Origin of the sequence: Microbacterium gilvum, assembly GCF_039543865.1 — a bacterium.
GTDB classification, from domain to species: Bacteria; Actinomycetota; Actinomycetes; order Actinomycetales; family Microbacteriaceae; genus Microbacterium; species Microbacterium gilvum.
Map to the genome: position 1 here is coordinate 407017 of NZ_BAABKO010000003.1, position 24291 is coordinate 431307.

Genomic DNA, 24291 nt, shown 5'->3' on the forward strand with positions numbered 1-24291 from the left:
CATGTAAACAACCGGCGACGCCGCGGGCTTGCCCGGGGACGCCTCTCGGGCACGGGCCGGGCAGTGCAGGATGGCGCCGCCGACCGTGATATCGGCGCCGTGGCGCACCTCGCGGAAACCCCGTCCGGCCGTACTCTTTTCCCATGGAGCGTTCGCTCGACACCCAGGTCACGCAGGCGGTCGACGCCTGGCTGCGCTGGGTGCCGACGTGGACGCCGGCGACCTACAAGGGGAGGGGCGCTCCGTGCCGGCGGTGCCTCGGGTCGCCCGTGCTGTCGGCTGCGGGAGTGGGGTCGGATGTCCCGCACGGCGTGCAGCACGGGCTCTCGACGCGCATGAAGTCGATCGTCGATCGTGCGGTCGCGTCCTACACGGAGAGGAATCTTCCGCTGCTGCAGGTCGAGCTCGACCAGCAGTCCGCGCGGAACCGTGCGCGGTCCTATCGCCCGCGCGAGAACCTCGATCCGGAATACGAGGGTCTCCCCCTCGATCCCGAGCCCGTGCCGGGGGCGCCCTTCCTGTTCACGCTCGAGGGGATGGCCGGCGAGGAGGAGGTGCCGAGCCTCCCTCCGCTCTCCCACGAGGCCAAGGAGGCGCTCCGCCGCGAGATCGCCCTCGCCGACGAGTACGCGAACCTCGTCGGCCGCGAGCTGTGCTCGCTGCTCCTCGCGCACCGGCTCCGCATCCAGCAGGCCGTCGCGCAGCACGTCGAGCCGCAGGTCGAGGCCATGCTCGCCGAGCTCACCGAGGCGCTCGACACGCCTTTCGGTCCCGACGACCTGCTGCCGGGAGGGTAGCCGTCGCGCGCGAAGGCCCTCATCCGGCTTCTCGGCGTGGGCAGAACTGCCCGCTGCGCTCCGCTGTTCAGGCGTCCTTGGCGAGCGAGCCGATGGCGTCGCCCGAGCGGTCGAAGACCTCGAGCGATGCCGTCCCGATCTTCACGGTGACGGCCTTCGAGAGCCAGGTGTCGACGCCGATGCAGCCCTTCAGCGTGCTCGCGACAGCGGTCAGCGTCACGGTGTCGCCCTCGATGTCGTAGGTCCCCGACAGCCCGTTGCACCCGTCGTTCCCGCGGAACGAGCCGTCCTCCTCGAACGTCAGATACGGCTTCGCCTGCTCGCTGCTCTGCCAGGTGCCGACGAGCGCCGACGAGGTGGCCGACGAACCGGCCGAGGTCGCGCATCCGGCGAGGGCGAGCCCCGCGAAGAGCAGGGCCGTTCCCGCCGTAATCGGTCCTTTTCGCATGGTGCCCCCGTCCATGTCGGTGAATGTGGACTTGCGGACCATCGTAGATGTGCGGCTACTCTGGGTTCGCTGTGTCTCTCCCGAGAGACCCATCGACCGACCGAGACCCGGGCACACCAGGCCCGCGCGATCCCGGTGAGAAAAAGACCTACGAGATCTGGGGGACAGGTGAAGTCTTCAATCACGCGCGGTGCGCGCCTCGGTGCGATCGGCGTCGCGTCGGCGCTCGCATTCGGCGGCGTCGCCGTCACGTCGGCGGCCGCCGAAGAGGGCGCAGTCGCGCCGACGGAAGGCGCGGCGTTCGACGAGCTCGCGTCGCAGTTCTTCGAGGACGACACCGTCAAGGCGGTGCTCTACGACGAGAGCGGCAACATCATCGTGCAGCAGCTCGCATCGGAGACCGAGGCGACGGCGAAGCCGTTCAGCGTTTCGGCCTCGACCGACGCGGCCGAGCTGGCCGACACGTTCCGCAACGTCACGGTCGTCCCGGTGACCGAGGACCAGCTGCCCGAGGCGCTCGCCTCGACCGACGTCGTGGGCGGCGCCGGCATCGGCCTGTTCGCTCCGAACTCGGACCAGGGCGCGACGTGCTCGGTCGGCTTCACGGGCTACACCCCCTCGGGCGACCCCGCGATCATCACGGCCGGCCACTGCACCGACCTCGACGGCACGACGCTCAGCGACGTGTACCTGACCACCCCCGCCGACGACGACGCCGCGGGCGGCACGCAGCCGTCGCTGCTCGCCGAGCTCGGCACGCTCGCGTTCGGCCAGTTCGGCGGCGCGGGCAACTCCGCCGGCGACGTGAACGACGCACTCGACATCGCGGTCGTCGACGTGACGAACACCGAGCTCGACCTGCTTCCCGGCGTCACCGACTGGACGACCCCCGAGGACCTCTCCGCGTCGCTCGCGACGCGCGTCACGAGCGTCGGCACCGCCGAGATCGGCGACCCGATCCTCCGCTCCGGCCGCACAACGGGCGTGAGCACCGGCGAGGCGACCGAGACGCAGTACGGCGTCGAGGCCGGTGCCATCGTCTACGGCGGCTACGTCTCGATCGAGGGCCACCTCGTCAAGGGCTTTGCGACGACCAACACGGTCGACCACGGCGATTCGGGCGGCACCGTCATCAGCGGCGAGAAGGCCGTCGGCGTCGTGACCGGCTCGGTCACGATCACGGAGTCCGGCGGCGGCGTCGTCGAGGAGTTCATGTGGGCGCACGACCTGCAGACGGGTCTCGCGGCCACCGACGGCTACTCCGTCAAGCTGTTCGTCGCCCCCGCCGAGGTCACCTCGCAGGAGAACGGCGCGAACATCTCGTGGAACGGCGAGATCTCCGGCACCGGCCAGGCCGGTCAGGAGCTCGAGTACGCCTTCGTGCCGCAGGGCGGCGAGGTCGACTTCTCGCAGAGCGCGACGGCGTCGATCGACGGCGAGGGCAACTGGACCATCCAGGGCCCGGCGACCCCCGGCGACTACACGATCTGGTTCCGCGTGAACGGCGAGGGCTACAACGTCTCCGAGGTCTCCTCGTTCGACGTGCAGGTCTTCCCGACCGCTCCCGAGATCGTGTCGCCGAAGGCCGGCGAGAGCTTCTCCGAGCCCGTCACCGCGATCACCGGCGTGGCGGCCCCGAACACCGAGGTCACCCTGTCGGGCGACGTGACCGGTGCGGTCAAGTCCGACGCGGACGGCAACTGGTCGTACGAGGTCGAGCTCGCCGAGCCGAAGAGCTACACGGTCGCCGCGCAGCAGACGGTCAACGGCAAGACGTCCGACAAGGTCGAGATCACGTTCGCGGTCGGCGCCCCCAAGCCCGCCGCCCCGGCGTTCATCAACCCGGTCGACGGCGCGAGCTACACGGAGGGCGAGGCCATCACCTCGATCACCGGCTCCGGCATCGACGGCGCATCGGTCGAGCTCTTCGTGAACGGCGAGTCCGCGGGCACCGCCACGGTGGAGGCGGGCGTCTGGACCATCCAGCTCGACGGCCAGCTGCCGGTCGGCATGCACCAGCTGACGGCGCGTCAGACGGTCGACGGCGTCGCGAGCGACGACGCGTCGGTCGCGATCTCGGTCGCGGCGGCTCCCGTCGCCCCCGAGCAGCCCGAGCAGCCGGCTGAGTCGCCCTCGGCCACGCCGAGCCCGACCCCGACGACGCCCGGTGCTCCCGAGCAGCCGGCCGACCCGGGTGACGACAGCCTCGCTCCCACGGGTGCCGACTTCGGCGGCATGGCGCCGATCGCCCTCGGCTTCGGCTTCGTGCTCCTCGCCGGCGGAGTGGTCGTCCTCGCCCGCGTGCGCCAGGTGAGGTCGCAGCGCTGATCCCGTTCGCGCATCGACGCGACACGACGGGGCGTCCCTCTCGAGGGGCGCCCCGTCGTCGTGTGCGGCGTGGCGACTGTCGCGTTTGACCGCTTGTGTTACGGCACGTATCATGGGACGGGTGTGCGTGCACGCGCCTGCGTGCGTGCATCCACACATGGGACGGGTCTGCGAACAGGCCACCCCCACGGCATGTCCGCCGCAGTGCCGCTCCGAATCGGAGCGGGGGCGGGCTCACGTGAAACATCACGCGCTGTCACCGTGCAGCAACGAACAAGGAGAATCGTGCCAACTATTCAGCAGTTGGTTCGCAAGGGGCGCTCGCCGAAGGTCTCGAAGACCAAGGCTCCCGCTCTGAAGGCGAACCCGCAGCAGGCGGGTGTCTGCACCCGCGTCTACACGACCACGCCCAAGAAGCCGAACTCGGCGATGCGCAAGGTCGCCCGCGTCAAGCTGCGCAACGGCACCGAGGTCACGGCCTACATCCCCGGTGAGGGCCACAACCTCCAGGAGCACTCGCTCGTGCTCGTCCGCGGCGGTCGTGTGAAGGACCTCCCCGGTGTGCGCTACAAGATCGTCCGCGGTGCGCTCGACACCCAGGCCGTCAAGAACCGTAAGCAGGCTCGCAGCCGCTACGGCGCGAAGAAGGGTTGAGTTAGATGCCTCGTAAGGGTCCGGCCCCCAAGCGCCCCGTCGTCAACGACCCGGTCTACGGCGCCCCGATCGTCACGCAGCTGGTCAACAAGATCCTCGTCGACGGCAAGAAGTCCATCGCCGAGAACATCGTCTACACCGCTCTCGAGGGTGTGGCCGCGAAGAACGGCCAGGACGCTGTCGCCACGCTGAAGAAGGCGCTCGACAACGTGCGCCCGACGCTCGAGGTCCGCAGCCGCCGCGTCGGCGGCTCGACGTACCAGGTGCCGGTCGAGGTCAAGCCTCACCGCGCCAACACGCTCGCCCTCCGCTGGCTCGTGAGCTACGCGAAGGGTCGTCGTGAGAAGACGATGACCGAGCGTCTCATGAACGAGATCCTCGACGCCTCGAACGGTCTCGGTGCCGCGGTCAAGCGCCGCGAGGACACGCACAAGATGGCCGAGTCGAACCGTGCCTTCGCGCACTACCGCTGGTAAGTAGCGCCCCGAGCCGGTCCCGGATGCCCCGGGCATCCGGGACCGGCTTCCTGCTCGACTCCCTCTCCACACGTAAGGAAGAACGCAAGTGGCACAAGACGTGCTCACCGACCTCAAGAAGGTCCGCAACATCGGCATCATGGCGCACATCGATGCCGGTAAGACCACGACGACCGAGCGCATCCTGTTCTACACGGGCGTCAACCACAAGATCGGCGAGACGCACGACGGTGCCGCGACGACCGACTGGATGGAGCAGGAGCAGGAGCGTGGCATCACGATCACGTCTGCTGCCGTGACGTGCTTCTGGGACAACAACCAGATCAACATCATCGACACCCCCGGCCACGTGGACTTCACGGTCGAGGTGGAGCGCTCGCTCCGCGTCCTCGACGGCGCGGTCGCCGTGTTCGACGGCAAGGAGGGCGTGGAGCCCCAGTCCGAGACGGTGTGGCGCCAGGCCGACAAGTACGACGTCCCGCGCATCTGCTTCGTCAACAAGATGGACAAGCTCGGCGCCGACTTCTACTTCACGGTCGACACCATCGTCAACCGCCTGAAGGCCAAGCCGCTCGTGCTCCAGCTGCCCATCGGCGCGGAGAACGACTTCATCGGCGTCATCGACCTCGTCGAGATGCGCGCCCTCGTGTGGCCCGGCGACGCCAAGGGCGACGTGACCATGGGCGCCAAGTACGAGATCCAGGAGATCCCGGCCGACCTCGCCGACAAGGCGGCGGAGTACCGCCAGCAGCTCCTCGAGACCGTCGCCGAGAGCGACGACGAGCTCCTCGAGAAGTTCTTCGGCGGCGAGGAGCTCACGGTCGACGAGATCAAGGGCGCCATCCGCAAGATGACGATCGCCAGCGAGGTCTACCCCGTCCTCTGCGGCTCGGCGTTCAAGAACCGCGGCGTGCAGCCCATGCTCGACGCGGTCGTGGACTACCTCCCCTCGCCGCTCGACGTGCCCGCCATCGAGGCGCACGACCCGAAGAACGAGGAGACGGTCATCCCCCGTCACGCCGACCGCGACGAGCCCTTCACGGCGCTCGCGTTCAAGGTCGTGTCGCACCCGTTCTTCGGCCGTCTGACCTACATCCGCGTCTACTCGGGTCACCTCGACTCGGGTGCGCAGGTCGTCAACTCGACCAAGGGCAAGAAGGAGCGCATCGGGAAGATCTTCCAGATGCACGCCAACAAGGAGAACCCGGTCGACTCGGTCACCGCCGGCCACATCTACGCGGTCATCGGCCTCAAGGACACGACGACGGGCGACACGCTCAGCGACCCGGCCAACCAGGTCGTGCTCGAGTCGATGACGTTCCCCGAGCCCGTCATCGAGGTCGCGATCGAGCCCAAGACGAAGGCCGACCAGGAGAAGCTGGGTCTCGCGATCCAGAAGCTCGCGGAAGAGGACCCGACGTTCCGCGTCGAGAACAACGCCGAGACCGGTCAGACCGTCGTCAAGGGCATGGGCGAGCTGCACCTCGACATCCTCGTGGACCGCATGAAGCGCGAGTTCAAGGTCGAGGCGAACGTGGGCAAGCCCCAGGTCGCGTACCGCGAGACCATCCGCAAGACGGTCGAGCGCCACGACTACACGCACAAGAAGCAGACCGGTGGCTCCGGCCAGTTCGCGAAGATCCAGTTCGCGCTCGAGCCGCTCGAGGTCACGGCGGACAAGACGTACGAGTTCGAGAACAAGGTCACCGGCGGCCGCATCCCGCGCGAGTACATCGAGCCCACCAACCAGGGCTTCCAGGACGCGATGAACGTGGGCGTCGTCGCCGGCTACCCCATGGTCGGCGTGAAGGCCATCCTCATCGACGGCGCGTCGCACGACGTCGACTCGTCCGAGATGGCGTTCAAGATCGCGGGCTCCATGGGCTTCAAGGAGGCCGTCCGCAAGGCGAACCCCGTCATCCTCGAGCCGCTCATGGCGGTCGAGGTGCGCACGCCCGAGGAGTACATGGGCGACGTCATCGGCGACCTGAACTCGCGTCGCGGCCAGGTGCAGTCGATGGAGGACGCGCAGGGCGTCAAGGTCGTCAAGGCCCTCGTCCCGCTGTCGAGCATGTTCGGCTACATCGGCGACCTGCGCTCGAAGACGTCGGGTCGTGCCGTCTACTCCATGGAGTTCGACAGCTACGCCGAGGTCCCCAAGGCCGTGGCCGACGAGATCATCCAGAAGGGCAAGGGCGAGTAACACCGCCTGAGCCCCGACGGCTCGCCGGGGCCGGCTGCGCAGCCGGCCCCGGCACCCCAAAACTTCATAACGAGTCTCTACTAGACTGTGAAACATCCCCGTAGAGATCCGGTCGCAATCCAGCGCCCGTGATCGCTACACGACCGTCCTGAGGAGGACCCAGTGGCTAAGGCCAAGTTCGAGCGGACCAAGCCGCACGTGAACATCGGAACGATCGGTCACGTCGACCACGGCAAGACGACGCTCACCGCGGCGATCTCCAAGGTGCTCGCCGACAAGTACCCGTCGGCGACCAACGTGCAGCGTGACTTCTCGTCGATCGACTCGGCTCCTGAGGAGCGCCAGCGCGGCATCACGATCAACATCTCGCACGTCGAGTACGAGACGCCCAAGCGTCACTACGCTCACGTCGACGCGCCGGGTCACGCCGACTACATCAAGAACATGATCACCGGTGCCGCCCAGATGGACGGCGCGATCCTCGTGGTCGCCGCGACCGACGGTCCCATGGCTCAGACGCGTGAGCACGTGCTGCTCGCCAAGCAGGTCGGCGTCCCCTACCTGCTCGTCGCTCTGAACAAGTCCGACATGGTGGACGACGAGGAGATCCTGGAGCTCGTCGAGCTCGAGGTCCGCGAGCTCCTCTCGTCGCAGGACTTCGACGGCGACAACGCGCCCGTCGTCCGCGTCTCGGGCCTCAAGGCTCTCGAGGGCGACGCCGAGTGGACCGAGAAGATCGTCGAGCTCATGGACGCCGTCGACGAGTCCATCCCGGACCCGGTGCGCGACAAGGACAAGCCGTTCCTCATGCCGATCGAGGACGTCTTCACGATCACCGGTCGTGGAACGGTCGTCACGGGCCGCGCCGAGCGTGGCACGCTCGCGATCAACTCCGAGGTCGAGATCGTCGGCATCCGCGCGACGCAGAAGACCACGGTCACCGGTATCGAGATGTTCCACAAGCAGCTCGACGAGGCATGGGCCGGCGAGAACTGCGGTCTCCTGCTCCGTGGCCTCAAGCGCGAGGACGTCGAGCGCGGCCAGGTCGTCGTGAAGCCGGGCTCGGTCACCCCTCACACGAACTTCGAGGGCACCGCGTACATCCTCTCCAAGGACGAGGGTGGCCGTCACAACCCCTTCTACACGAACTACCGCCCGCAGTTCTACTTCCGTACCACGGACGTGACCGGCGTCATCACGCTGCCCGAGGGCACCGAGATGGTCATGCCCGGTGACACCACGGACATGACGGTGGAGCTCATCCAGCCCATCGCCATGGAAGAGGGCCTCGGCTACGCGATCCGTGAGGGTGGCCGCACCGTCGGCGCCGGCACGGTCACGAAGATCATCAAGTAAGTTCTCCGAACCTGCTTGAGAAGCGGGGTCGCCCTTCGGGGCGGCCCCGCTTTCGCATGCCCGGGACCGTCCGCTCCCATCCGTCAAGGCTTTGCGGATGGCCGGGGGAAGCGCGTAGGAAGGGGCTATGACGATCCCCACCTGGACAGCGCACGATGGCCTCGAACTTCCGGTGCTCGGCTTCGGCACCTACCGGCTGAAGGGGAGTGCGGGCGCGGACGCCATCGTCCGAGCGGTCGACAAGGGCTACACGCTCATCGACTCGGCGTTCAACTACGAGAACGAGGGCACCGTCGGCGAGGCGGTCGCCCGCCGGGCCGAGCGCCGCGACGACCTCGTCGTCACCACGAAGCTCCCCGGTCGGCACCATGCCAGGGAGGAGGCGCTCGAGACCATCGAAGAGAGCGCCTACCGGCTGGGGCGCATCGACCTCCTGCTCATCCACTGGCCGAATCCGAAGACCGACCGGTACGTCGAGGCGTGGGGTGCGCTCATCGAGGCGAAGGAGCGAGGACTCGTCGGCGCGATCGGCGTATGCAACTTCCTCCCGGAGCACCTCGAGCGGCTCGAGCGGGAGACCGGTGTTCTGCCTGAGGTCAACCAGATCGAGCTGCATCCGTACTTCCCGCAGGAGGAGCAGCTGCGTTTCGACGCCGAGCACGGCATCCTCACCGAGGCGTGGAGCCCGCTCGGGCGCGGCAACGACCTGCTCGAGAACCCTGTGATCACGGAGATCGCGCAGGCGCATGACGCGACACCGGGGCAGACGGTGCTCGCGTGGGCGATCGGGCGCGGCGCCATCCCCATCCCGAAGGCCGCGAGCGACGAGCGCCAGGTCGAGAACCTCGGGGCGCTCGACGTGCAGCTGGACGAGGCGGAGATCGGCGCGATCACGGCGCTCGGGCGCCCGGATGGCCGCCTCGCCGACCAGGACCCGTCCGAGTACGAGGAGTTCTAGGGAGTCGCCGCCGGCGGGATGCCGACGGATCGGCCCGCGGATCGGCCCGGTGCGTGCCGGTCGTCGGACTGGTGGGGCGGGCGTGCGCTTGTCTGCCCCGGGAGGCCACATCTGCACCGCTGGTCCGAATCCTGGCGCGGGCGGGTGGATGGCGGTGCGTGCCGGTTGTCGGATCGGTGTGGCGGTGTGCGCGTGTGGGCCTCGGGAGGTGACACGTGCACCGCTGGTCCGATTCCCGGCGCGGGGAGGGTGGATGGCGGTGCGTGCGGACCTAGGGCCGGTGGGGACGGTGTGCGCGTGTCGGTCCCGGGAGGCGACACGTGCACCGCTGGTCCGATTTCCCGGCGCGGTGGATGGCGGGTGGTGCGTGCCGGTCGTCGGGCCGGTGGGGTCTGTGTGCGCGTGTCGGCCTCGGGAGGCGACACGCGCACCGCTCGTCCGATTCCCGGTACGGCGGATGTCCGGGGGTGCGTGTCGACCTCGGGCCGGTGGGGACGGTGTGCGCGTGTCGGTCCCGGGAGGCGACACCTGCACCGTTGGTCCGATTCCCGGCACGGTGGATGGCGGGTGGTGCGTGCCGGTCGTCGGGCCGGTGGGGACGGCGGGGCGGGCGGGATGGCCGGGGGCATTCGGGGATCCACAGGGTCGGCGGGCTAGGGTCGATGCACCGCTCGAAGGAGGAACCGCATGACCGACGTCCTCGGCCGCAAGCCGCCGCGCAGCCGTGCCCGCCTGTGGGTCGCGACGCTGCTCCTCGCCGTCTACGCGGGGTTCATCGCCGTCGTCACCCTGTGGCCCTCGCCGAGCGACCTCGAGTTCGGCGGCATCGCCGATCGGGTGCTCGCGGTGCTCCACCGCTTCGGCATCCCCGAGACCTTCGGCTTCGACGAGCTCGAGTTCACCGCCAACATCGGCATGTTCGTGCCCCTCGGGTTCTTCCTCGGGCTCGCCCTGCCGAGACGCGGATGGTGGCTCGCGCTGTTCATCGTGCCGGGCTACTCCGGATTCATCGAGTTCACCCAGGCGACGGCGCTCGAATCGCGCGTGTCGAGCATCCTCGACGTGTTCGCGAACACGACGGGCGGCTACGTCGGCCTGCTCCTCGCCATGACGATGCGGGCGATGATCTACGCCCGCGACCGTCGAGTCATCGCGCGAGCCATCTGGGAGCGCGACGCGGAGATCATCCGCGCCCGGCAGCATCCCCTCCCGGCGAAGCAGGCACCCGCACCCCGTGAGTACGACACCGCGACGCGCGTGTTCGAGCAGCCGGCCTGGCAGGACCCGAGCGACGCCCCCACGGAGCGCCTCCGCTTCTGACGCGAGCCGCGGGGGACGCGCGGCACTCTTGCCGCGATTCGCGGCGACGCGCGGCTGTTTTGCCGCGTTTCGCGGCCGCGCGAGGCGCTCTTGACGCGAGCCGCTGGGGAAGCGAGGCGCTTTTGCCGCGATTCGCGGCGACGCGCGGCTGTTTTGCCGCGTTTCGCGGCGACGCGAGGCGCTCTTGACGCGAGCCACTGGGGAAGCGAGGCGCTCTTGCCGCGATTCGCGGCGAGAGGAGGTACTTTCGCCGCGATTCGCGGCGACGCGAGCGCTCGTGCCGCGACCCGCGGGCGGACTCCCGGCACCTCTGCCGCGATTCGCGGCGACACAAGGCACTTCTGCCGCGATTCGCGGCGACGCGCGCCGCTCCCGACCGCTCCCCGACCCGACGCCCCGCCCTCCCGACGCGAGCCGCTCCCCGACCCGACGCGCGCCGCTCCCCGACCCGACGCGCGCCGCTCCCGACCGCTCGCCGACCCGACGCCCTACGACGCGTGGTCGCCGTCGGCCGCCTCGCCCACGGCGTCGGCCATCCCCGCGAGGAAGCGCGCGACGACTGCGCGCTCCTTCTCGCTGAGTCCGTCGACGAGCGCGAGCATGCGCTGGTGCATGGGGCCGAGGGTCTTGCGCACCTCGGCATCGCTCTCCGCGGTCGGCACGACGACACCCGCACGCCGGTCGGTGGGATGCGGCGCGCGGCGCGCGTGGCCATCCCGCTCGAGGCGGTCGATGAGCGCCGTCACCGAGGCTGTCGAGATGTCGAGCACCCGCGCGAGGTCGACGGGGCGCACAGCACGGCCCGCACGCTGCTCGCGCAGCAGGTGCCGCAGGGCGACGAGGTCGGTCTCGTTCATCCGCATCGAGGCCCGCGTCCGCGCGCGCATCGCGGTCTCGGCGGAGCGGTAGCGGCGCAGCAGGTTCAGCACGTCGACGGTGGTGGCGCCATCGCCGTCGGGGTACCAGTAGCCGGATGCGGTCGATTCAGTCTTCGGCGCCATGCGCGTGCTCTTCCTGCACAGGGGAGGCGGGGCCTCCCAGCCGTTCTGCCGTCCCGTGCTCGACGCCCTCGGGCACGACGTGGAGGAGGCCTCCTGTCATCGCCTCGTTCTCCGAGTACGCGATGGCTTCGATCCGCCACAACGGCACGTCGGGGAATCTGGTGGAGAGGCGCTGGATCATGTCGTGATACAGCACATAGCCGGCCGGATGGACGGCGAAGGTGTCTGACATGGGGGTCCTCTCGCAGGAGCTTCCCCCTAGCTTCTCATCCCGCAGCGGCAGGAAAGACCCGATCGGGTTGTATTTCGACAACCTTGTAGCAAGTTCGTCTAGTAAGGTAGTCGGAGGCGGACCGGGAGGAGGCAGCATGAGCGACGATGTCGTGCGCGCCATCCAGGATCTGCGGCAGGCCGAGGCGCGGCTATCGCGCCGCCGTCAGGCCTCTCGGGCCCTCGGAGATCTCGACCTCGCGGCCATCCGCGTCGTCGTGGAGGCGGCGGTCGACGGACGGGATCTGACGCCGACCGAGCTCGCCGAGCGCCTGCAGGTGAGCAGTGCTTCCGTCACCGCCCTCTTGCGCCGCCTCGAGGCCGGCGGGCGCGTCGCCCTCCGCGCGAACCCCGCGGATCGCCGGTCGAAGTTCGTCGTCCCGCTCGACGGCGCGGGCGGAGCGGGCGATCCGGTGTCGGATGGTGTCGCTCGCGCGGCCGTCGCGCTGACGGATGGCGAGCGCGCGGTCGTCGCGCGATTCCTCCGCCGGGTGGTCGACGAGGTCGACGCCGCGTGGCAGCCGGAGATGTCAGGCCGCTGAGGGGGAGGCGTCGCCGATCGCCGACGACATCCGCCGCAGGAATGCCGTCACGATCGCGGCATCGGCGGGTGGCAGGGTCCTCGCCACGCCCATCATCCGCTCGTGGATGGTCCCGAGCGACGCCCGGACGTCGGTGTCGCTCAGTGGGGTGGGGAGGATGCAGAGGCGACGCCGGTCGGTGGGGTGCGGCTCCCGGCGGATGTGTCCGGAGCGCTCCAGCTTGTCGAGGAGCCCCGTGACCGAGGCGGTTGTCAGTCCTAGCTCGCGTGCGACATCGCGCGGCTGCAGCTCCCGCCCCGCTCGCGCCCTGCGGGTAGCGAGCCCGACGACGAGCATCTCGTTGTCGCTCATCCCCATGGACGCCCGGGTTCTGCGGCGCAGCTCCATCTCGGCCGCCCGATATGCGCGAAGCGCTTGCAGCACACTCGCGGCGGCGCGCTCGTCGGCCCCGGCGCCGTACCAGAACGACGACACCTCGTGCGAGCGCGGATCGGTCATGGACCACATCGTAGCCGAAAGCTACTCAAACTGATTACTAGGTTGAAAAGTGATTAGTTTGACTAGTAAAGTTCTGAGGGACGGCCCGATCGGGTCGCATTCGATCGGCAGCAGGAGGACCTCATGGGCAGGATGTTCTACGGGATGACCGAGCAGGCCATCGAGATGGAGGACCGGCTGCTCGCTCACGTCCAGTCGGTCGTGCTGACGAAGCTGCGTCGCGGCGAGTCGTTCTCCATCTCGTGGAAGCACGACGGAGAGTCCGTTCGCGAGACGATCTGGGTGCACTCCTCGATTCCGCTGCGCATCGTCCTGGACGATGCGGACGCCGGGTCGATCGATCGCGACATCCTCGTCCGTCTCGTGGAGGCGGCCAACTCGAACCGCGGCATGGACCTCTCGTCCGAGGCGCTGGCCGATATGGAGTGTGCGATCGCCGAGAGCCGCGTCGAGATGGCGAGGGCGGCGTGAGCGCGCCGACGGCGGTCGAGCCCGGTCACACGACCTGGAGCACGGTCGACAGCGGGTTCCACGTCGCGGGGCGCAAGGGCGAGTTCGTCGGCTTCGTCGACACCTCGTCGGATGGCCGTCACCTTGCGTTCGACCGCTGGTCGACGCACGTCGGCGACTTCGACGACATCGCCGAGGCCAAGGCGGCCGTCGAAGCCGTGGGATCGGGAGAGACGGGGCTGCGTCCTGCTCGGCGTTCACCCCGGGCACTGCTCGCCGCCGGCGCGGCGACGGGGATGGCGCTCCTCGCGGCTGCCACGTCGCTCGCCTTCGCCGCGGACGCCTGAGAGCACCGCCATGGCCGACGAGCTCGCACCCGGCGATCGTGTGAGCTGGGACACGTCGCAGGGACGGACGCGCGGAGAGGTCGTCCGGCGTCGCGTGAGCGACTTCACCTTCGCCGGGCAGCGGTTCCGGGCGTCACACGACGACCCGGCGTACATCGTGAAGTCCGAGCTCACGGGCGCGAAGGCCGCGCACAAGCGGTCGGCGCTGCGGCGCCTGCCTGGCTGAGGGCGGCTGGAGGGAAGCAGCTTCCGGGGAATCATCTTCGCGCGAGTACCGCCCCTGTACTGAACATGCGTTCAGTTGGCGCTATCCTCGTCCCATGCGCGCCCGCCCCCTGATCCAGGTGAACGTCTGAGGGGGCCGCCATCACCGCTCTTCTCGACGTCGACACCCGCGCGCTCACGCGTCGGATCTCCGGCGCTGAGGTGCGCGGGTTCGCACGGCTCGTGCGCGGGGGCCTTCCGAAGCGGGTCGTGCCGAACGCAGGGCTCCTCGCCGTGATCGGAGGGATGCTCCTCTTCGTGGTCCTCGTGATCACCTGGCCGATGCTCGGCGCGTTCTCGGGCGGACGGCTCAGCGCGGCCGACGTCGGCATGCTGGCGGTCGCATCCCTCGCGCCGCTCACCGTGATCGCCCTGTGCATCTGGGTCATCGCGCGTCTCGTCCGCCAGGACCGGCGCCGCTATCGCCTGCACCTGCTCGCACGCGACAACGGCTGGCGCTACGCCCCCTGGGCGGGAGCGAGCGCGTACGCGGGCATGTACGCCGCGCCCGGCGCCGTGGTCGACGTCTTCGACCGCATCGAGATCCCCGCGCGCGATCCGATCGAGCTCGGGACGTACCGCGGCACGACCGGTTCGGGGCGCAGCACGACCATCCGTCAGACCGACTACGTGCGCGTTCCGCTCGGGACGATGCTGCCGCACGTCGTCGTGGACGCCCGGGCGAACGACCGGGCGTTCGGGCGCAGCAACCTGCCTCTCGGATTCGCCGGCGGACAGCAGCTCATCCCGGAGGGGCCCTTCGCCGACGCGTTCCGGCTGTACTGCCCGACCGGGTACGAGGCCGACGCCCTCTACCTCTTCTCGCCCGACGTGCTCGCCGTCATGCTCGACCACGCGCGCGATCTCGACGTCGAGGTCCGCGACGACGCGCTGTACCTGTGCGCGCCGCGCGGCATCGTGACGACCGACCCGGATTGCTGGCGCGCCGTGTTGACGACGATCCGGGCGATCACGGCGAAGACGAGGCAGTGGGAGAACTGGCGAGACGAGCGGCTCGCTCAGGTGAGGGGACGGCCGTCTCTCGAGCGCCCACGCGGCGTCGCGCGCGCGGGTCGGCGTCTGCGAGAGCGCTTCGAGTGGTGGTGGATCGTTCTCGGTGTCGTCGGCCTCGGGTACGGGCTGTGGGCCATCGTGAGCGAGCTCGCGGAGTGGGTCGGGTCGCTGTAGCAACGCGCGCGAGCGGTTTGACCCGCGCGACACGTGTCGGATATTGGGATGCGCTCCCGCCCGCCGATGTCGTCGTATGTCGAAAGACGGCGTCACGGAGGGGAACGCCGCGACATCGCGGGCGCTCGTGCCGGCGGATGACGGCCAGGCCGCGCGGGGAATCGGCCAGTCATCACGGATCGCGATGGATCCCCATCGGCGCAGCCTCTTGGACGTGGCGGGCGGACCTCTGGCGTCATGGTGCGGTCCCCGCCGTCGTCTCGAAGGTCCGCCATGTCGTCTCCGCCCCTCGTCGCCGCGCGTCCGATCCCGGCCGCGCTGCGCCGCATCCGCCCTCCCGTGAGCTGGCGCTATCTCGCCTCCCGGGCCGCGACCGGGCTCCTCGCGGTGTGGGGAGCGGCGACGCTCGTGTTCTTCGCGCTGTACTCGACCAACAACCCGGCGATCCTGCTCGTGGCACCCGACGCCCCTCCCGAGGAGATCGTCCGCCTCACGGCGCTGTACGGATTCGACCAGCCGCTCCCGGTGCAGTACGGCCGCTTCCTCGCCTCGGTCGTCGCCGGCGACTTCCCCGACTCGATCCGCTACGGCGGCGACCCGGTCGCCGTGGCTCTGGGCCGGCTCCCCGCGAGCCTCGCGCTCGGCGGACTCAGCCTCCTCATCGGCGTCGTCGTCGGCGCCGTGATCGGCTACGTGGCCGCGACCGCGCGCTCGGCGGCGGCTCGACGCGTCCCCCTCGCCGTGGCGACCGCGCTCGACGCCATCCCGACCTTCTTCTTCGGCGTCCTGGCGATCCTCGTGTTCGCCGTGTGGCTGGGATGGGTCCCCGCGACGGCCTCGGCGGGGCCGGCGGGCATCGTCCTGCCGGCTCTGACGCTCTCGGTCGCGTTCATCCCCGCGGTCGCCCGGGTGTTCCGCACGGCGCTCGTCGACGTGCTGCAGGCCGATCATGTGCGCACGGCGCGGGCCAAGGGGCTGCCCGAGCGCGTCATCGTGCTCCGCCACGTGGTCGGCAACGCCCTCGGGACCACCCTCAACGTCGTGGGCATCCAGGCGGGGGTGCTCCTCGGCGGCGCGGTCGTCACCGAGTCGGTCTTCGGATGGCCGGGAATCGGCCAGCTCTCCATCAGTGCCGTGCAGAACCTCGACTACCCGCTCGTCATCGTCTGCGTGCTCGTCATCGCGATCGGCTTCGTCGTCATCAACCTCGCGGTCGACATCGTCGCCGCCCTGCTCGAACCGAGGCTCCGCTCATGACCGTCGTCGACATCCCGCCCGCCGTCGAGGCGGCCCGTCCCTCGCAGACACCCCGTCGGCGGCTCGGCGCGTCGGGCGCGGCAGGGGCGGTGGCGCTCGCCGTGGTCGTGGCCGTCACGCTCGCCGCGCCGTGGATCGCACCCGATCCTCTCGCCCAGGACTTCACGGCCATCCTCCAGGCGCCCTCGGCGGCGCACCCGTTCGGCACCGACGAGCTCGGTCGGGACCAGCTCGCGAGGGTTCTCCACGGCGGGCGCACGGCGCTCGGAGTGACGGCGGTGGCGAGCATCATCGCCTCCGTGTTCGGCCTCGTGCTCGCCCTCGCCGGCGCCCTCGTCGGCGGGTGGGTCGACGCCGTGGGCGGCCGCCTCGCCGACGTGCAGCTCGCGGTACCGAGCATCGTGCTCGCGATCGTCATCCTGTCGTTCGTCGGCAACTCGTTCGCGCCGCTCGTGCTCGTGCTCGTGCTCGGCGCCTGGGTGCTCACCTTCCGCGTCGTGCGCGGCCACGCCCGCGCGGTCGTCGCGCAGCCGTTCATCGAGGCCGCCCGCGTCTCCGGGGCCGGTCGGCTCGCCCTCGCCTGGCGGCACGTCCTCCCCAGCGTCCTCCCGCTCTTCTTCGTCGCCCTCACCCTGAGCGGCTCGGCGGTGCTGCTTCTCGAGGCGAGCCTCGGATTCCTCGGCCTGGGTGTGCAGCCGCCCGAACCCGACTGGGGCCAGATGGTCGCATCGGGGCAGGCCCGGCTCTCGGCCGCGCCGTGGCTCTCGGTCTTCCCCGGTCTCGCGCTCATCGTCACGATCGTCGCCCTGCAGCTCCTGGGCGACGGGCTCGCCGAGCGCTTCGGCACCGCACGGCGAGAGGGAGGGGAGCGCGCATGACCGCCGATCTGCAGACGCCCGCCCTCATCGACAGGGCGGCGGATGGCGCGGTGCCGGCCGATGCGCTCGTCGTGCGCGATCTCGTCATCGACCTCATCGCACGGCGCGGACCCGTGCCCGGTGCGACCACCGGGGCACCCGTGACCGGCGATCCCGCCCCCGGGGGCGGACGTCCGCTCGTGAGCGTGGACAACCTCGTCGTGCCCGCGGGCACCTCGGTCGGCCTCGTCGGGGAATCGGGCTCCGGCAAGACGCTGACGGCTCTCGCCGTGGCCGGTCTCCTGCCCTGGGGGATCGCGACCTACGGGGGAGAGGTGGAGGTCGCCGGCGCCGAGGTGCGCGCGCTCCGGCCGGCTGCCTCGCGCGCCCACCGTTCCGCGCACATCGGCGTGGTCTTCCAGAACCCGACCTCCGCCCTCAACCCGCGCCTGCGGATCGCCACCCAGCTCGCGGAGGCGCTGCCGCGCGATGTGCCGCGTGCGCAACGCCGTGCCGACGCCGCCGAGCTGCTGCGGCTCGTCGGGATCGCTGACGCCGAGAAGACCTTGGGCTCCTTCCCCCACGAGCTGTCGGGCGGGCTCAACCAGCGCGTCGTCATCGCGATGGCGCTCGCCCGCCGCCCGTCGCTGCTCATCGCCGACGAGCCCACCACCGCCCTCGACGTCTCGGTGCAGGCGCAGGTGCTCGATCTGCTCGACGACCTGCGTCGCCGGCTCGGCATCGGCATCCTGCTCGTGAGTCACGACATCGGCGTCATCGCCGACCGCACCGAGCACGTCTACGTGATGGCAGACGGCGCCGTCGTCGAGCACGGCCCCACCGAACGGGTGCTCGGGGCTCCCGAGCACCCCTACACGCAGACGCTGCTGGCGGCTGTCCCCTCGCGACTCGCGCCGTCGCGCCCCGCCTCGTCGCGCGACCGCGCGGCGGCTGCGGATGCCGCGGAGGCGCCGCTCGTCGAGCTCGTCGACCTGCACCGCTCGTTCACGGTGCGCGCACCCGACGGCCGCCGTCGCCATGTCGCGCTCGACGGCGTCTCGCTCGACGTGCAGCGGGGCCAGTCGCTCGGGATCGTGGGCGAGTCGGGGTCGGGCAAGACGACGCTCGCGCGCATCGTCGTCGGGCTCGACGCCCCCGACAGCGGCGGCGTGCGGTTCGACGGAGTCGAGCCGCGCCGTCTGCGCGGCGCGGCCAGGCAGCGCTGGCGGCGCGACGTGCAGTACGTCTTCCAGGACCCGTACGCCTCGCTCGACCCGCGTCTCACCGTCGCGCAGACGCTGCGTGAGCCGCTCGAGCTGCAGCGCCTCGGCCTCGACCGGCGCGCCGTGTCGGCGCGCATCGACGAGCTGCTCGACGACGTCGAGCTGCCGCGCGGGTTCCGCGACCGCCTGCCGGCGGAGCTCTCGGGCGGGCAGCGGCAGCGCGTCGGCATCGCGAGGGCGCTCGCGAGCGAGCCGCGCCTCATCGTCGCCGACGAGCCGGTCTCCGCGCTCGACCTGTCGGTGCAGGCGCGCATCCTCCGGCTGCTCGAACGGCTGCGCGCCGAGCACGATCTCACCTACCTCTTCATCTCCCACGATCTGGGTGTCGTTCGGTTCCTCTGCGAAGACGTCGTCGTGCTCCGTCACGGCCGCATCGTCGAGCAGGGGCCGACCGACGACGTCCTCTCCCGGCCGCAGCACCCCTACACACGGGCGCTCGTCGACGCCATCCCCGGGCGAGCCTTCGCCTGACCGGCCGCACGCGGCCGCATACCCCTCCCACCCTCCCGACCCTTCCCGATAGAGAGCAGTCACCATGCCCGTCCACCCACCCCGCGCCTCGCTGCGCCCGACGCTGCGCCGCCTGTCGCGTATCGCGCTCGCCGCAGCCACCGCCGCCACGATCGCCGTCGCCGCCGCGTGCAGCTCGGTCGCGCCCGCCGACACGGACGATGCCGCGGCCGCGGCAGCCGTCGAGGTCGGCGAGGAGCTCCAGCTCACCCTCTCGCGCCAGCTCACGAGCATCCACCCGCATAAGGGCGGCTCGCCCGACAGCCAGGGCTCCGTCATCGGATCCGTGTACGAGGCGCTGACGACGATCACCCCCGACTTCGAGGTCGCCCCGGGGCTAGCGACGGAGTGGGAGCAGCTGTCGGACCTCGAATGGGAGTTCACGGTGCGCACCGACGCCGTCTTCTCCGATGGCACGCCGCTCACGACCGACACGATCGCGTGGAACTTCGCGCAGCTGCTCGACCCCGAGTACGAGGGCACGTCCGGTGCCGCACTGCGGAAGTACATCTCCTCGGTGGACGCCGTGGACGACGACACCGTGGCCTTCCACCTCTCCTCGCCCGCGATCGACCTGCCGGGGCGGCTGTGGAACTCCTACATCGTCGACCGCGCGTTCGCGGAGAGCCACGACCTCAACACGGAGGCGCTCGGGTCGGGGCCATACCAGGTCGACACGGTCGATCTCGAGAACGGCGTGACGCTGTCGCTCAACCCGCACTATGCGGGCGAGGCGCCCGACTTCGAGAGCGTGCACTACACGGTGCTCGCCTCCGAGGCCCAGCGCGTGGCGGCGCTGCAGGCGGGTGAGCCGCAGATCGCCCTCAACGTCGACCCGCTGAGCCTCGACCTGTTCGCCGACTCGGCCGTGTACGACACCATCCTCGGCATCGGCCCGCAGCCGCTCGTCCTCGCCATCAACGAGGAGAAGGAGGGCTCGCCGCTGCAGGACGTGCGCGTCCGCCAGGCGCTGAACTACGCGACCGACAAGGAGTCGATCATCCAGGCGCTGTTCGGCGAGTCGGTCGACCCGCTGCCCGGCCAGGTGCTGTACGAGCCGTTCCAGGAGCCGAACCCCGACGTCTCGGCCTATCCCTTCGACCTCGAGAAGGCTCAGGAGCTGCTCGACGAGGCCGGCTACGGCGACGGGTTCGAGGTGGAGGTCGACGTCCCGTCGGGAACGTACGTCGCCGCCGAGCTGGCGTCGCAGGCGATCGCCGCGCAGTGGGCGGAGGTGGGCGTCGAGCTGACGATCACCCAGACGCCGTTCCCCGCCTGGATCGAGCGGCAGTACGGCGACGCGCAGGCGGGCGCCGACCTCGTCTACATCATGTGGGGCGGGCAGTACCGCGACGGGTTCCAGCTGTTCGATCCGTTCACGACCGACCACATCCAGAGCGACGTGATCGCGCCCGAGTTCGACGCGCTCGTGCAGCAGGCGCAGGCCGCCACCGACGTCGACGAGCAGCGTGCGCTGGTCGACGAGGCCGTTCAGAACTACTACGACGAGGCGCACACGATCTTCCTCTACCCGTCGCCCTTCACCGCGGTGATCTCGCGCGGCGTGACGTGGGAACCGCGGTCGGCGCGCTACCTGTACGCGCAGGAGGTGCACAGGGCATGACGCACGGGGAACCGCGTGAGCTCGTGCTGGGCATCCTCCTCAACGGGGCGGGCGCGCATCCCGGAGCCTGGCGGCGCGACGGCAGCAGGGTGGAGGAGGCGTACCGCCTCTCGCTCTACTCCGATCAGGCGCGCTGGGCGGAGGGAGCGGCGCTCCACCACCTGTTCGTGGCGGATGGTCCGACGCACGACGCCGCGCGGTTCCCCGTCCGTCCGCTCCGTTATCTCGAGGGGCTCACGCTCCTCGCGGTCCTCGCGGGGCGCACGAGCCGCATCGGGCTCATCCCGTCGCTGTCGACGACGTTCAACGCGCCGCACACGGTCGCGCGTCAGCTCGCGTCGCTCGATCATCTCTCGGATGGCCGGGCCGGCTGGAACGTCGTCACCTCCTTCGGCGGGGCGGAGCACTTCTCGGACGCGCCGCTGCCCGCGCACGCGGTGCGGTACGAGCGCGCGACGGAGTTCCTCGAGGCGGTCACGCTGCTGTGGGACGGATGGGCGGACGACGCGCTCGTGCTCGACCGGGAGACGGGGCGGTGGGGCGATCCCGATCGCGTCCGCGCTGATCGGTACGAGGGCGAGCACATCGCGCTGACGGGGCCGCTCAACCTGCCCCGGCCTCCGCAGGGCCGGCCCGTCATCGCGCAGGCGGGGTCGTCGTCGGCAGGGCGCGATCTCGCGGCGCGGTTCGCCGACGTCGTGTACACGGCGCAGCCGATCGTCGCCGAGGGGCGGGCGTTCTACGCGGACGTCAAGGCGCGCACGGCCGCGGCGGGTCGGGACCCGCGTGACGTCCTCATCCTGCCCGGTCTCGCACCCGTGCTCGGCGGAACGGAGGAGGAGGCCCGCCGCATCGCGGCGGAGCTGCTCGAGTACCTCGATCACGACGCGAGCCGGGGCCAGGTCGAGTTCATGCTCGGCGGCGCCGACCTGTCGGCGCTGTCGCTCGACGACCGCATCCCCGAGGCGGCCATCCCCGCGCCCGACGACGTCGACCTCGTGCGCTCCCGCTACGACCTGTTCCGGCACCTGGCTCTCGTCGAGGCGCTGACCCTGCGCAAGCTGATCGAGTTCGCGGTCGCGGGCGGCGGACACTGGGCGCCGGTCGGCGCCGTCGAGCAGGTCGCCGACCTCCTGCTCGAGCGGTTCGACGGCGGCGGCGCCGACGGGTTCAACCTGCTGCCGTCGCACCTCGTCGACGGCTTCCGCCGTCTCACCGACGAGCTCGTGCCCGAGCTGCAGTCGCGCGGGCGCTACCGCACCGGCTACGTCGACGGCACCTTCCGCGACAACCTCGGCCTCGCGCGGCCCGCGCGCGTCTGACCATCCCCACACGAGAAAGCCCTCCATGACCCGTCAGCTCTTCCTCGGCGCCTACATCCTCTTCCCGAGCGGACATTTCGCCGGCGCGTGGCGCCATCCGTACTCCGACCGCGACTTCGTGGGCCCGGGGCTCTTCCACCAGACCGCGCAGAGTCTCGAGCGCTACCTGTTCGACCTCGCGTTCATCCCCGAGACGGTGTCGTACGGCGAGGGGTTCGCCCGGCACGGCCTGTCGAACGGCATCAAGCACGACCCCGCACAGCTCGCTGCGCAGATCGCCGCGGCGAGCACCCACCTCGGTGTCGGGGTGACGCTCTCGACGAGCTTCAACGAGCCGTACAACCTCGCGCGCACGCTGCAGTCGCTCGACGTGCTGTCGGGGGGACGGGTCGCGTGGAACATCATCCAGTCGCAGGGTGAGCGCAACTTCCGCAACTTCCCGCACGTCGCGGAGCTCGGCCGCACCGAGACGTACGACCGAGGCGACGAGGTCGTCGAGGCGGTCACGGCGCTCTGGCGGTCGTGGCAGGACGACGCGCTCGTCGCCGACAAGGAGACGGGGGTGTTCGCCGACACGAGCCGCATCGCGGCCCCCGAGTACAAGGGGCGCTACGTCGAGGTGCAGGGACCGCTCAACCTGCCGCCGTCGCCGCAGCGGCATCCCGTGCTGCTGCAGGCGGGCGACTCGCCGCGGGGGCGCGAGTTCGGGGCGCGGTGGGGCGAGGTGATCTTCGCGATCGAGCGCACGCCGGAGGAGCTGCTCGCGAAGAAGCGCGACATCCAGCAGAAGGCGGCCGCGCTCGGGCGCGATCCCGAGCGCATCCGGCTGTTCGCCGCCGTGCAGCCGATCATCGGCGAGACGACGGAGATCGCCGAGGCGCGTCGCGCGCACCTGAACGAGCTCGTGACTCCGCAGGCGGGTCTCGTGTTCTTCAGCCAGTTCTCGCGTCTGGACCTGTCGGACGTCGACCCCGACGAGTCGTACCTCAAGGTGCTCGACGAGCGTGCGACGGAGGAGCAGCGGAAGAGCCGCGCGATCGCCGCGCTCGACGACCTGCTCGGGCAGCGCAGGGCGAACGCGACGATCGGAGACGCCGCGATCGCGTTCTCGCAGAGCGAGCTGACACCGCAGATCGTGGGGACGGGGCGGGAGGTCGCCGAGCAGCTCGCCGGGATCTTCGCCTCGGAGTCGGCGGACGGATTCCTCATCACCCCCACGCACTTCCCCGGCTCGTTCGACGAGTTCGGTCGCGCCGTCGTGCCGCACCTGCAGGACCTCGGGGTCTTCAAGCGCGCGTACGAAGGGACGACGCTGCGAGGCAATCTCGGGCTCGAGTGAGCCGCGGCCCGGCGCATCCCGATCGCGCATCGTGCGGGGGTGCGCCGGGCGGTCACCCGCGATATCCTGGCGCGACACACACGCTCATCGCCGCGCGATACCGACGAGCCGCTCAGCGGCCGCACGCGGGAGGCCCGATGAGCGACACGATTCCGAGGAAGCCGCCGCCGAGCCGTGTGCGCCTCACCTGGTCGGTGATGCTGCTCGTCGCCTACGCCTCGATCGTGCTGCTCGCGACGATGTGGCCGACCCCCATCGACCGCGGCTGGTCGGGTGCGATCGACGACCTGCTCGACATCGCGCACCGCAACGGGCTGCCGTGGTGGTTCGGGTATCGCAAGCTCGAGTTCGGCGCCAACATCGCGATGTTCGTGCCGCTCGGGTTCCTCATCGGGATGGCGCTGCCGCGGCGCGCGGTCTGGGCCACGCTCGTCATCGTGCCGGCGTTCTCGATCGGGATCGAGGCGCTGCAGGGGGCGCTCCTCGCCGAGCGCTTCGCGAGCCCGCTCGACGTCGTGGCGAACACGATGGGCGGATGGATCGGCTTCGCGGCGCTCGGCGTCGTGCGCGGCGCCATCACCTCGCGCGATGAGAGGCTCATCGCGCGCGCGATCTGGGACCACGAGGCGCGTCGCCGAGCGAGCGCGGAGGGTCTGCGGATGCGCGCGGGGGTGCGCTGAGGCGACGGGCTCGCGCCGTAGGCTGAGTGCATGCCTGGGCTCACCGTGGTCGCACTCGTACTCTCGGTCGCCGTCGTCGCTCTGACTGTCACGATGCTGATCATGGGGCGGGAGCGTCGCTCTGCGGTGAGCCTGCTGTTCCTCGGCGCCGCCATGGCCACGGTGACGATCGGGCAGATCCTGCAGGAGACCCCGTCGCTGCCGCTGCTGATCGCGATTATCGTCCTCGCCGTCATCGGTGTTGTCAGCGGGATCATCGGTCTCGCGAGGAAGCCGGTCGCGAGCTCCGAGACCGAGTAGGTCGCTGCGCGACGACGGA

The 24291-nt window shown here is 70.4% G+C and carries 25 protein-coding genes; 21 read left to right on the top strand and 4 right to left on the bottom strand.

Translation table 11 applies throughout. The features are described 5' to 3' along the window. Positions 1 to 143 precede the first annotated feature (143 nt). A complete protein-coding gene (locus ABD998_RS11050; RefSeq protein ID WP_345439050.1) occupies positions 144 to 797 on the top strand; it encodes a spermidine/putrescine ABC transporter substrate-binding protein in 654 nt (217 codons plus the stop codon). 67 nt (positions 798 to 864) lie between these two features. Here the strand turns inward: ABD998_RS11050 and ABD998_RS11055 are convergent, their stop codons facing one another. After that, entirely contained in the window at positions 865 to 1245 is a 381-nt protein-coding gene (locus ABD998_RS11055; protein ID WP_345439052.1) for an META domain-containing protein, read from the bottom strand. A gap of 168 nt (positions 1246 to 1413) precedes the next feature. Here ABD998_RS11055 and ABD998_RS11060 point away from each other — a divergent pair, with 168 nt between their 5' ends. The 7 genes from ABD998_RS11060 (at position 1414) to ABD998_RS11090 (ending at position 10540) form a co-directional block, all read left to right on the top strand. Next, the gene (locus tag ABD998_RS11060) at positions 1414 to 3573 is read left to right on the top strand and encodes a S1 family peptidase (protein WP_345439054.1); all 2160 of its coding nucleotides are present in this window, start codon (positions 1414 to 1416) and stop codon (positions 3571 to 3573) included. Positions 3574 to 3858: 285 nt separating this feature from the next. Then, positions 3859 to 4227, top strand: a complete 369-nt coding sequence (gene rpsL / locus ABD998_RS11065) for a 30S ribosomal protein S12 (RefSeq protein WP_018171438.1) — start codon at positions 3859 to 3861, stop codon at positions 4225 to 4227. A gap of 5 nt (positions 4228 to 4232) precedes the next feature. Then, positions 4233 to 4703 (top strand): 30S ribosomal protein S7, encoded by a 471-nt coding sequence (gene rpsG / locus ABD998_RS11070; protein ID WP_156242096.1) that lies wholly within the window; start codon positions 4233 to 4235, stop codon positions 4701 to 4703. An 88-nt stretch (positions 4704 to 4791) separates the two neighbouring features. Then, positions 4792 to 6906, top strand: coding sequence for an elongation factor G (gene fusA / locus ABD998_RS11075; protein WP_345439057.1), 2115 nt, complete (start codon positions 4792 to 4794; stop codon positions 6904 to 6906). A 162-nt stretch (positions 6907 to 7068) separates the two neighbouring features. Further along, positions 7069 to 8262: an elongation factor Tu gene (tuf, locus tag ABD998_RS11080; RefSeq protein WP_345439059.1), complete on the top strand. Its 1194-nt coding sequence runs from the start codon at positions 7069 to 7071 to the stop codon at positions 8260 to 8262. A 127-nt stretch (positions 8263 to 8389) separates the two neighbouring features. Further along, positions 8390 to 9220 (top strand): aldo/keto reductase, encoded by an 831-nt coding sequence (locus ABD998_RS11085; protein WP_345439061.1) that lies wholly within the window; start codon positions 8390 to 8392, stop codon positions 9218 to 9220. Between the two features lie 687 nt (positions 9221 to 9907). Continuing rightward, on the top strand, positions 9908 to 10540 hold the full coding sequence (locus tag ABD998_RS11090; protein ID WP_345439063.1) for a VanZ family protein: 633 nt from the start codon (positions 9908 to 9910) through the stop codon (positions 10538 to 10540). Positions 10541 to 11028: 488 nt separating this feature from the next. On the opposite strand, the gene ABD998_RS11095 is transcribed toward ABD998_RS11090, so the two are convergent. Further along, a complete protein-coding gene (locus ABD998_RS11095) occupies positions 11029 to 11541 on the bottom strand; it encodes a MarR family winged helix-turn-helix transcriptional regulator (RefSeq protein WP_345439065.1) in 513 nt (170 codons plus the stop codon). Further along, a complete protein-coding gene (locus tag ABD998_RS11100; protein WP_345439067.1) occupies positions 11525 to 11773 on the bottom strand; it encodes a hypothetical protein in 249 nt (82 codons plus the stop codon). Before ABD998_RS11100 ends, ABD998_RS11095 begins: the two co-directional genes overlap by 17 nt. A 136-nt stretch (positions 11774 to 11909) precedes the next feature. On the opposite strand from ABD998_RS11100, the gene ABD998_RS11105 reads away from it, so the two are divergent. Further along, the gene (locus ABD998_RS11105; RefSeq protein WP_345439069.1) at positions 11910 to 12353 is read left to right on the top strand and encodes a MarR family winged helix-turn-helix transcriptional regulator; all 444 of its coding nucleotides are present in this window, start codon (positions 11910 to 11912) and stop codon (positions 12351 to 12353) included. Here ABD998_RS11105 and ABD998_RS11110 read toward each other — a convergent pair. Further along, the gene (locus tag ABD998_RS11110; protein WP_345439071.1) at positions 12342 to 12851 is read right to left on the bottom strand and encodes a MarR family winged helix-turn-helix transcriptional regulator; all 510 of its coding nucleotides are present in this window, start codon (positions 12849 to 12851) and stop codon (positions 12342 to 12344) included. The genes ABD998_RS11105 and ABD998_RS11110 overlap by 12 nt on opposite strands. Positions 12852 to 12974: 123 nt before the next feature. On the opposite strand from ABD998_RS11110, the gene ABD998_RS11115 reads away from it, so the two are divergent. The 12 genes from ABD998_RS11115 to ABD998_RS11170 all read left to right on the top strand — a co-directional run bounded on the left by ABD998_RS11115 (position 12975) and on the right by ABD998_RS11170 (position 24272). Next, the gene (locus ABD998_RS11115; protein ID WP_345439073.1) at positions 12975 to 13322 is read left to right on the top strand and encodes a DUF7882 family protein; all 348 of its coding nucleotides are present in this window, start codon (positions 12975 to 12977) and stop codon (positions 13320 to 13322) included. After that, positions 13319 to 13648 (top strand): hypothetical protein, encoded by a 330-nt coding sequence (locus ABD998_RS11120; RefSeq protein WP_345439075.1) that lies wholly within the window; start codon positions 13319 to 13321, stop codon positions 13646 to 13648. The genes ABD998_RS11115 and ABD998_RS11120 overlap by 4 nt, the downstream gene beginning before the upstream one ends. Positions 13649 to 13658: 10 nt before the next feature. Continuing rightward, positions 13659 to 13874, top strand: coding sequence for a hypervirulence associated TUDOR domain-containing protein (locus tag ABD998_RS11125; protein WP_345439077.1), 216 nt, complete (start codon positions 13659 to 13661; stop codon positions 13872 to 13874). Positions 13875 to 14122: 248 nt separating this feature from the next. After that, positions 14123 to 15100 (top strand): hypothetical protein, encoded by a 978-nt coding sequence (locus tag ABD998_RS11130; RefSeq protein WP_345439079.1) that lies wholly within the window; start codon positions 14123 to 14125, stop codon positions 15098 to 15100. Between the two features lie 273 nt (positions 15101 to 15373). After that, a complete protein-coding gene (locus ABD998_RS11135; protein WP_345439081.1) occupies positions 15374 to 16357 on the top strand; it encodes an ABC transporter permease in 984 nt (327 codons plus the stop codon). Further along, on the top strand, positions 16354 to 17235 hold the full coding sequence (locus tag ABD998_RS11140) for an ABC transporter permease (RefSeq protein ID WP_345439083.1): 882 nt from the start codon (positions 16354 to 16356) through the stop codon (positions 17233 to 17235). The genes ABD998_RS11135 and ABD998_RS11140 overlap by 4 nt, the downstream gene beginning before the upstream one ends. Beyond that, positions 17232 to 18968 (top strand): ABC transporter ATP-binding protein, encoded by a 1737-nt coding sequence (locus ABD998_RS11145; RefSeq protein ID WP_345439085.1) that lies wholly within the window; start codon positions 17232 to 17234, stop codon positions 18966 to 18968. The genes ABD998_RS11140 and ABD998_RS11145 overlap by 4 nt, the downstream gene beginning before the upstream one ends. Positions 18969 to 19032: 64 nt before the next feature. Then, a complete protein-coding gene (locus tag ABD998_RS11150; protein ID WP_345439087.1) occupies positions 19033 to 20631 on the top strand; it encodes an ABC transporter substrate-binding protein in 1599 nt (532 codons plus the stop codon). Next, positions 20628 to 21953, top strand: a complete 1326-nt coding sequence (locus ABD998_RS11155) for an NtaA/DmoA family FMN-dependent monooxygenase (protein ID WP_345439089.1) — start codon at positions 20628 to 20630, stop codon at positions 21951 to 21953. Before ABD998_RS11150 ends, ABD998_RS11155 begins: the two co-directional genes overlap by 4 nt. 25 nt (positions 21954 to 21978) lie before the next feature. Further along, the gene (locus ABD998_RS11160) at positions 21979 to 23292 is read left to right on the top strand and encodes an NtaA/DmoA family FMN-dependent monooxygenase (RefSeq protein ID WP_345439091.1); all 1314 of its coding nucleotides are present in this window, start codon (positions 21979 to 21981) and stop codon (positions 23290 to 23292) included. 137 nt (positions 23293 to 23429) lie between these two features. Continuing rightward, the gene (locus ABD998_RS11165) at positions 23430 to 23972 is read left to right on the top strand and encodes a VanZ family protein (protein ID WP_345439093.1); all 543 of its coding nucleotides are present in this window, start codon (positions 23430 to 23432) and stop codon (positions 23970 to 23972) included. A gap of 30 nt (positions 23973 to 24002) precedes the next feature. Further along, entirely contained in the window at positions 24003 to 24272 is a 270-nt protein-coding gene (locus ABD998_RS11170) for a hypothetical protein (protein WP_345439095.1), read from the top strand. The last annotated feature ends 19 nt before the right edge of the window (positions 24273 to 24291 follow it).

Excerpts from the sequence above, each read along its gene's own strand:
- ABD998_RS11050 (WP_345439050.1), top strand. The coding sequence starts at position 144 with ATGGAGCGTTCGCTCGACACCCAGGTCACGCAGGCGGTCGACGCCTGG.
- ABD998_RS11055 (WP_345439052.1), bottom strand. The coding sequence starts at position 1,245 with ATGCGAAAAGGACCGATTACGGCGGGAACGGCCCTGCTCTTCGCGGGG.
- rpsG (WP_156242096.1), top strand. The coding sequence starts at position 4,233 with ATGCCTCGTAAGGGTCCGGCCCCCAAGCGCCCCGTCGTCAACGACCCG.
- ABD998_RS11085 (WP_345439061.1), top strand. The coding sequence starts at position 8,390 with ATGACGATCCCCACCTGGACAGCGCACGATGGCCTCGAACTTCCGGTG.
- ABD998_RS11090 (WP_345439063.1), top strand. The coding sequence starts at position 9,908 with ATGACCGACGTCCTCGGCCGCAAGCCGCCGCGCAGCCGTGCCCGCCTG.
- ABD998_RS11095 (WP_345439065.1), bottom strand. The coding sequence starts at position 11,541 with ATGGCGCCGAAGACTGAATCGACCGCATCCGGCTACTGGTACCCCGAC.
- ABD998_RS11100 (WP_345439067.1), bottom strand. The coding sequence starts at position 11,773 with ATGTCAGACACCTTCGCCGTCCATCCGGCCGGCTATGTGCTGTATCAC.
- ABD998_RS11105 (WP_345439069.1), top strand. The coding sequence starts at position 11,910 with ATGAGCGACGATGTCGTGCGCGCCATCCAGGATCTGCGGCAGGCCGAG.
- ABD998_RS11110 (WP_345439071.1), bottom strand. The coding sequence starts at position 12,851 with ATGACCGATCCGCGCTCGCACGAGGTGTCGTCGTTCTGGTACGGCGCC.
- ABD998_RS11115 (WP_345439073.1), top strand. The coding sequence starts at position 12,975 with ATGGGCAGGATGTTCTACGGGATGACCGAGCAGGCCATCGAGATGGAG.
- ABD998_RS11125 (WP_345439077.1), top strand. The coding sequence starts at position 13,659 with ATGGCCGACGAGCTCGCACCCGGCGATCGTGTGAGCTGGGACACGTCG.
- ABD998_RS11135 (WP_345439081.1), top strand. The coding sequence starts at position 15,374 with ATGTCGTCTCCGCCCCTCGTCGCCGCGCGTCCGATCCCGGCCGCGCTG.
- ABD998_RS11140 (WP_345439083.1), top strand. The coding sequence starts at position 16,354 with ATGACCGTCGTCGACATCCCGCCCGCCGTCGAGGCGGCCCGTCCCTCG.
- ABD998_RS11145 (WP_345439085.1), top strand. The coding sequence starts at position 17,232 with ATGACCGCCGATCTGCAGACGCCCGCCCTCATCGACAGGGCGGCGGAT.
- ABD998_RS11150 (WP_345439087.1), top strand. The coding sequence starts at position 19,033 with ATGCCCGTCCACCCACCCCGCGCCTCGCTGCGCCCGACGCTGCGCCGC.
- ABD998_RS11155 (WP_345439089.1), top strand. The coding sequence starts at position 20,628 with ATGACGCACGGGGAACCGCGTGAGCTCGTGCTGGGCATCCTCCTCAAC.
- ABD998_RS11160 (WP_345439091.1), top strand. The coding sequence starts at position 21,979 with ATGACCCGTCAGCTCTTCCTCGGCGCCTACATCCTCTTCCCGAGCGGA.
- ABD998_RS11165 (WP_345439093.1), top strand. The coding sequence starts at position 23,430 with ATGAGCGACACGATTCCGAGGAAGCCGCCGCCGAGCCGTGTGCGCCTC.
- ABD998_RS11170 (WP_345439095.1), top strand. The coding sequence starts at position 24,003 with ATGCCTGGGCTCACCGTGGTCGCACTCGTACTCTCGGTCGCCGTCGTC.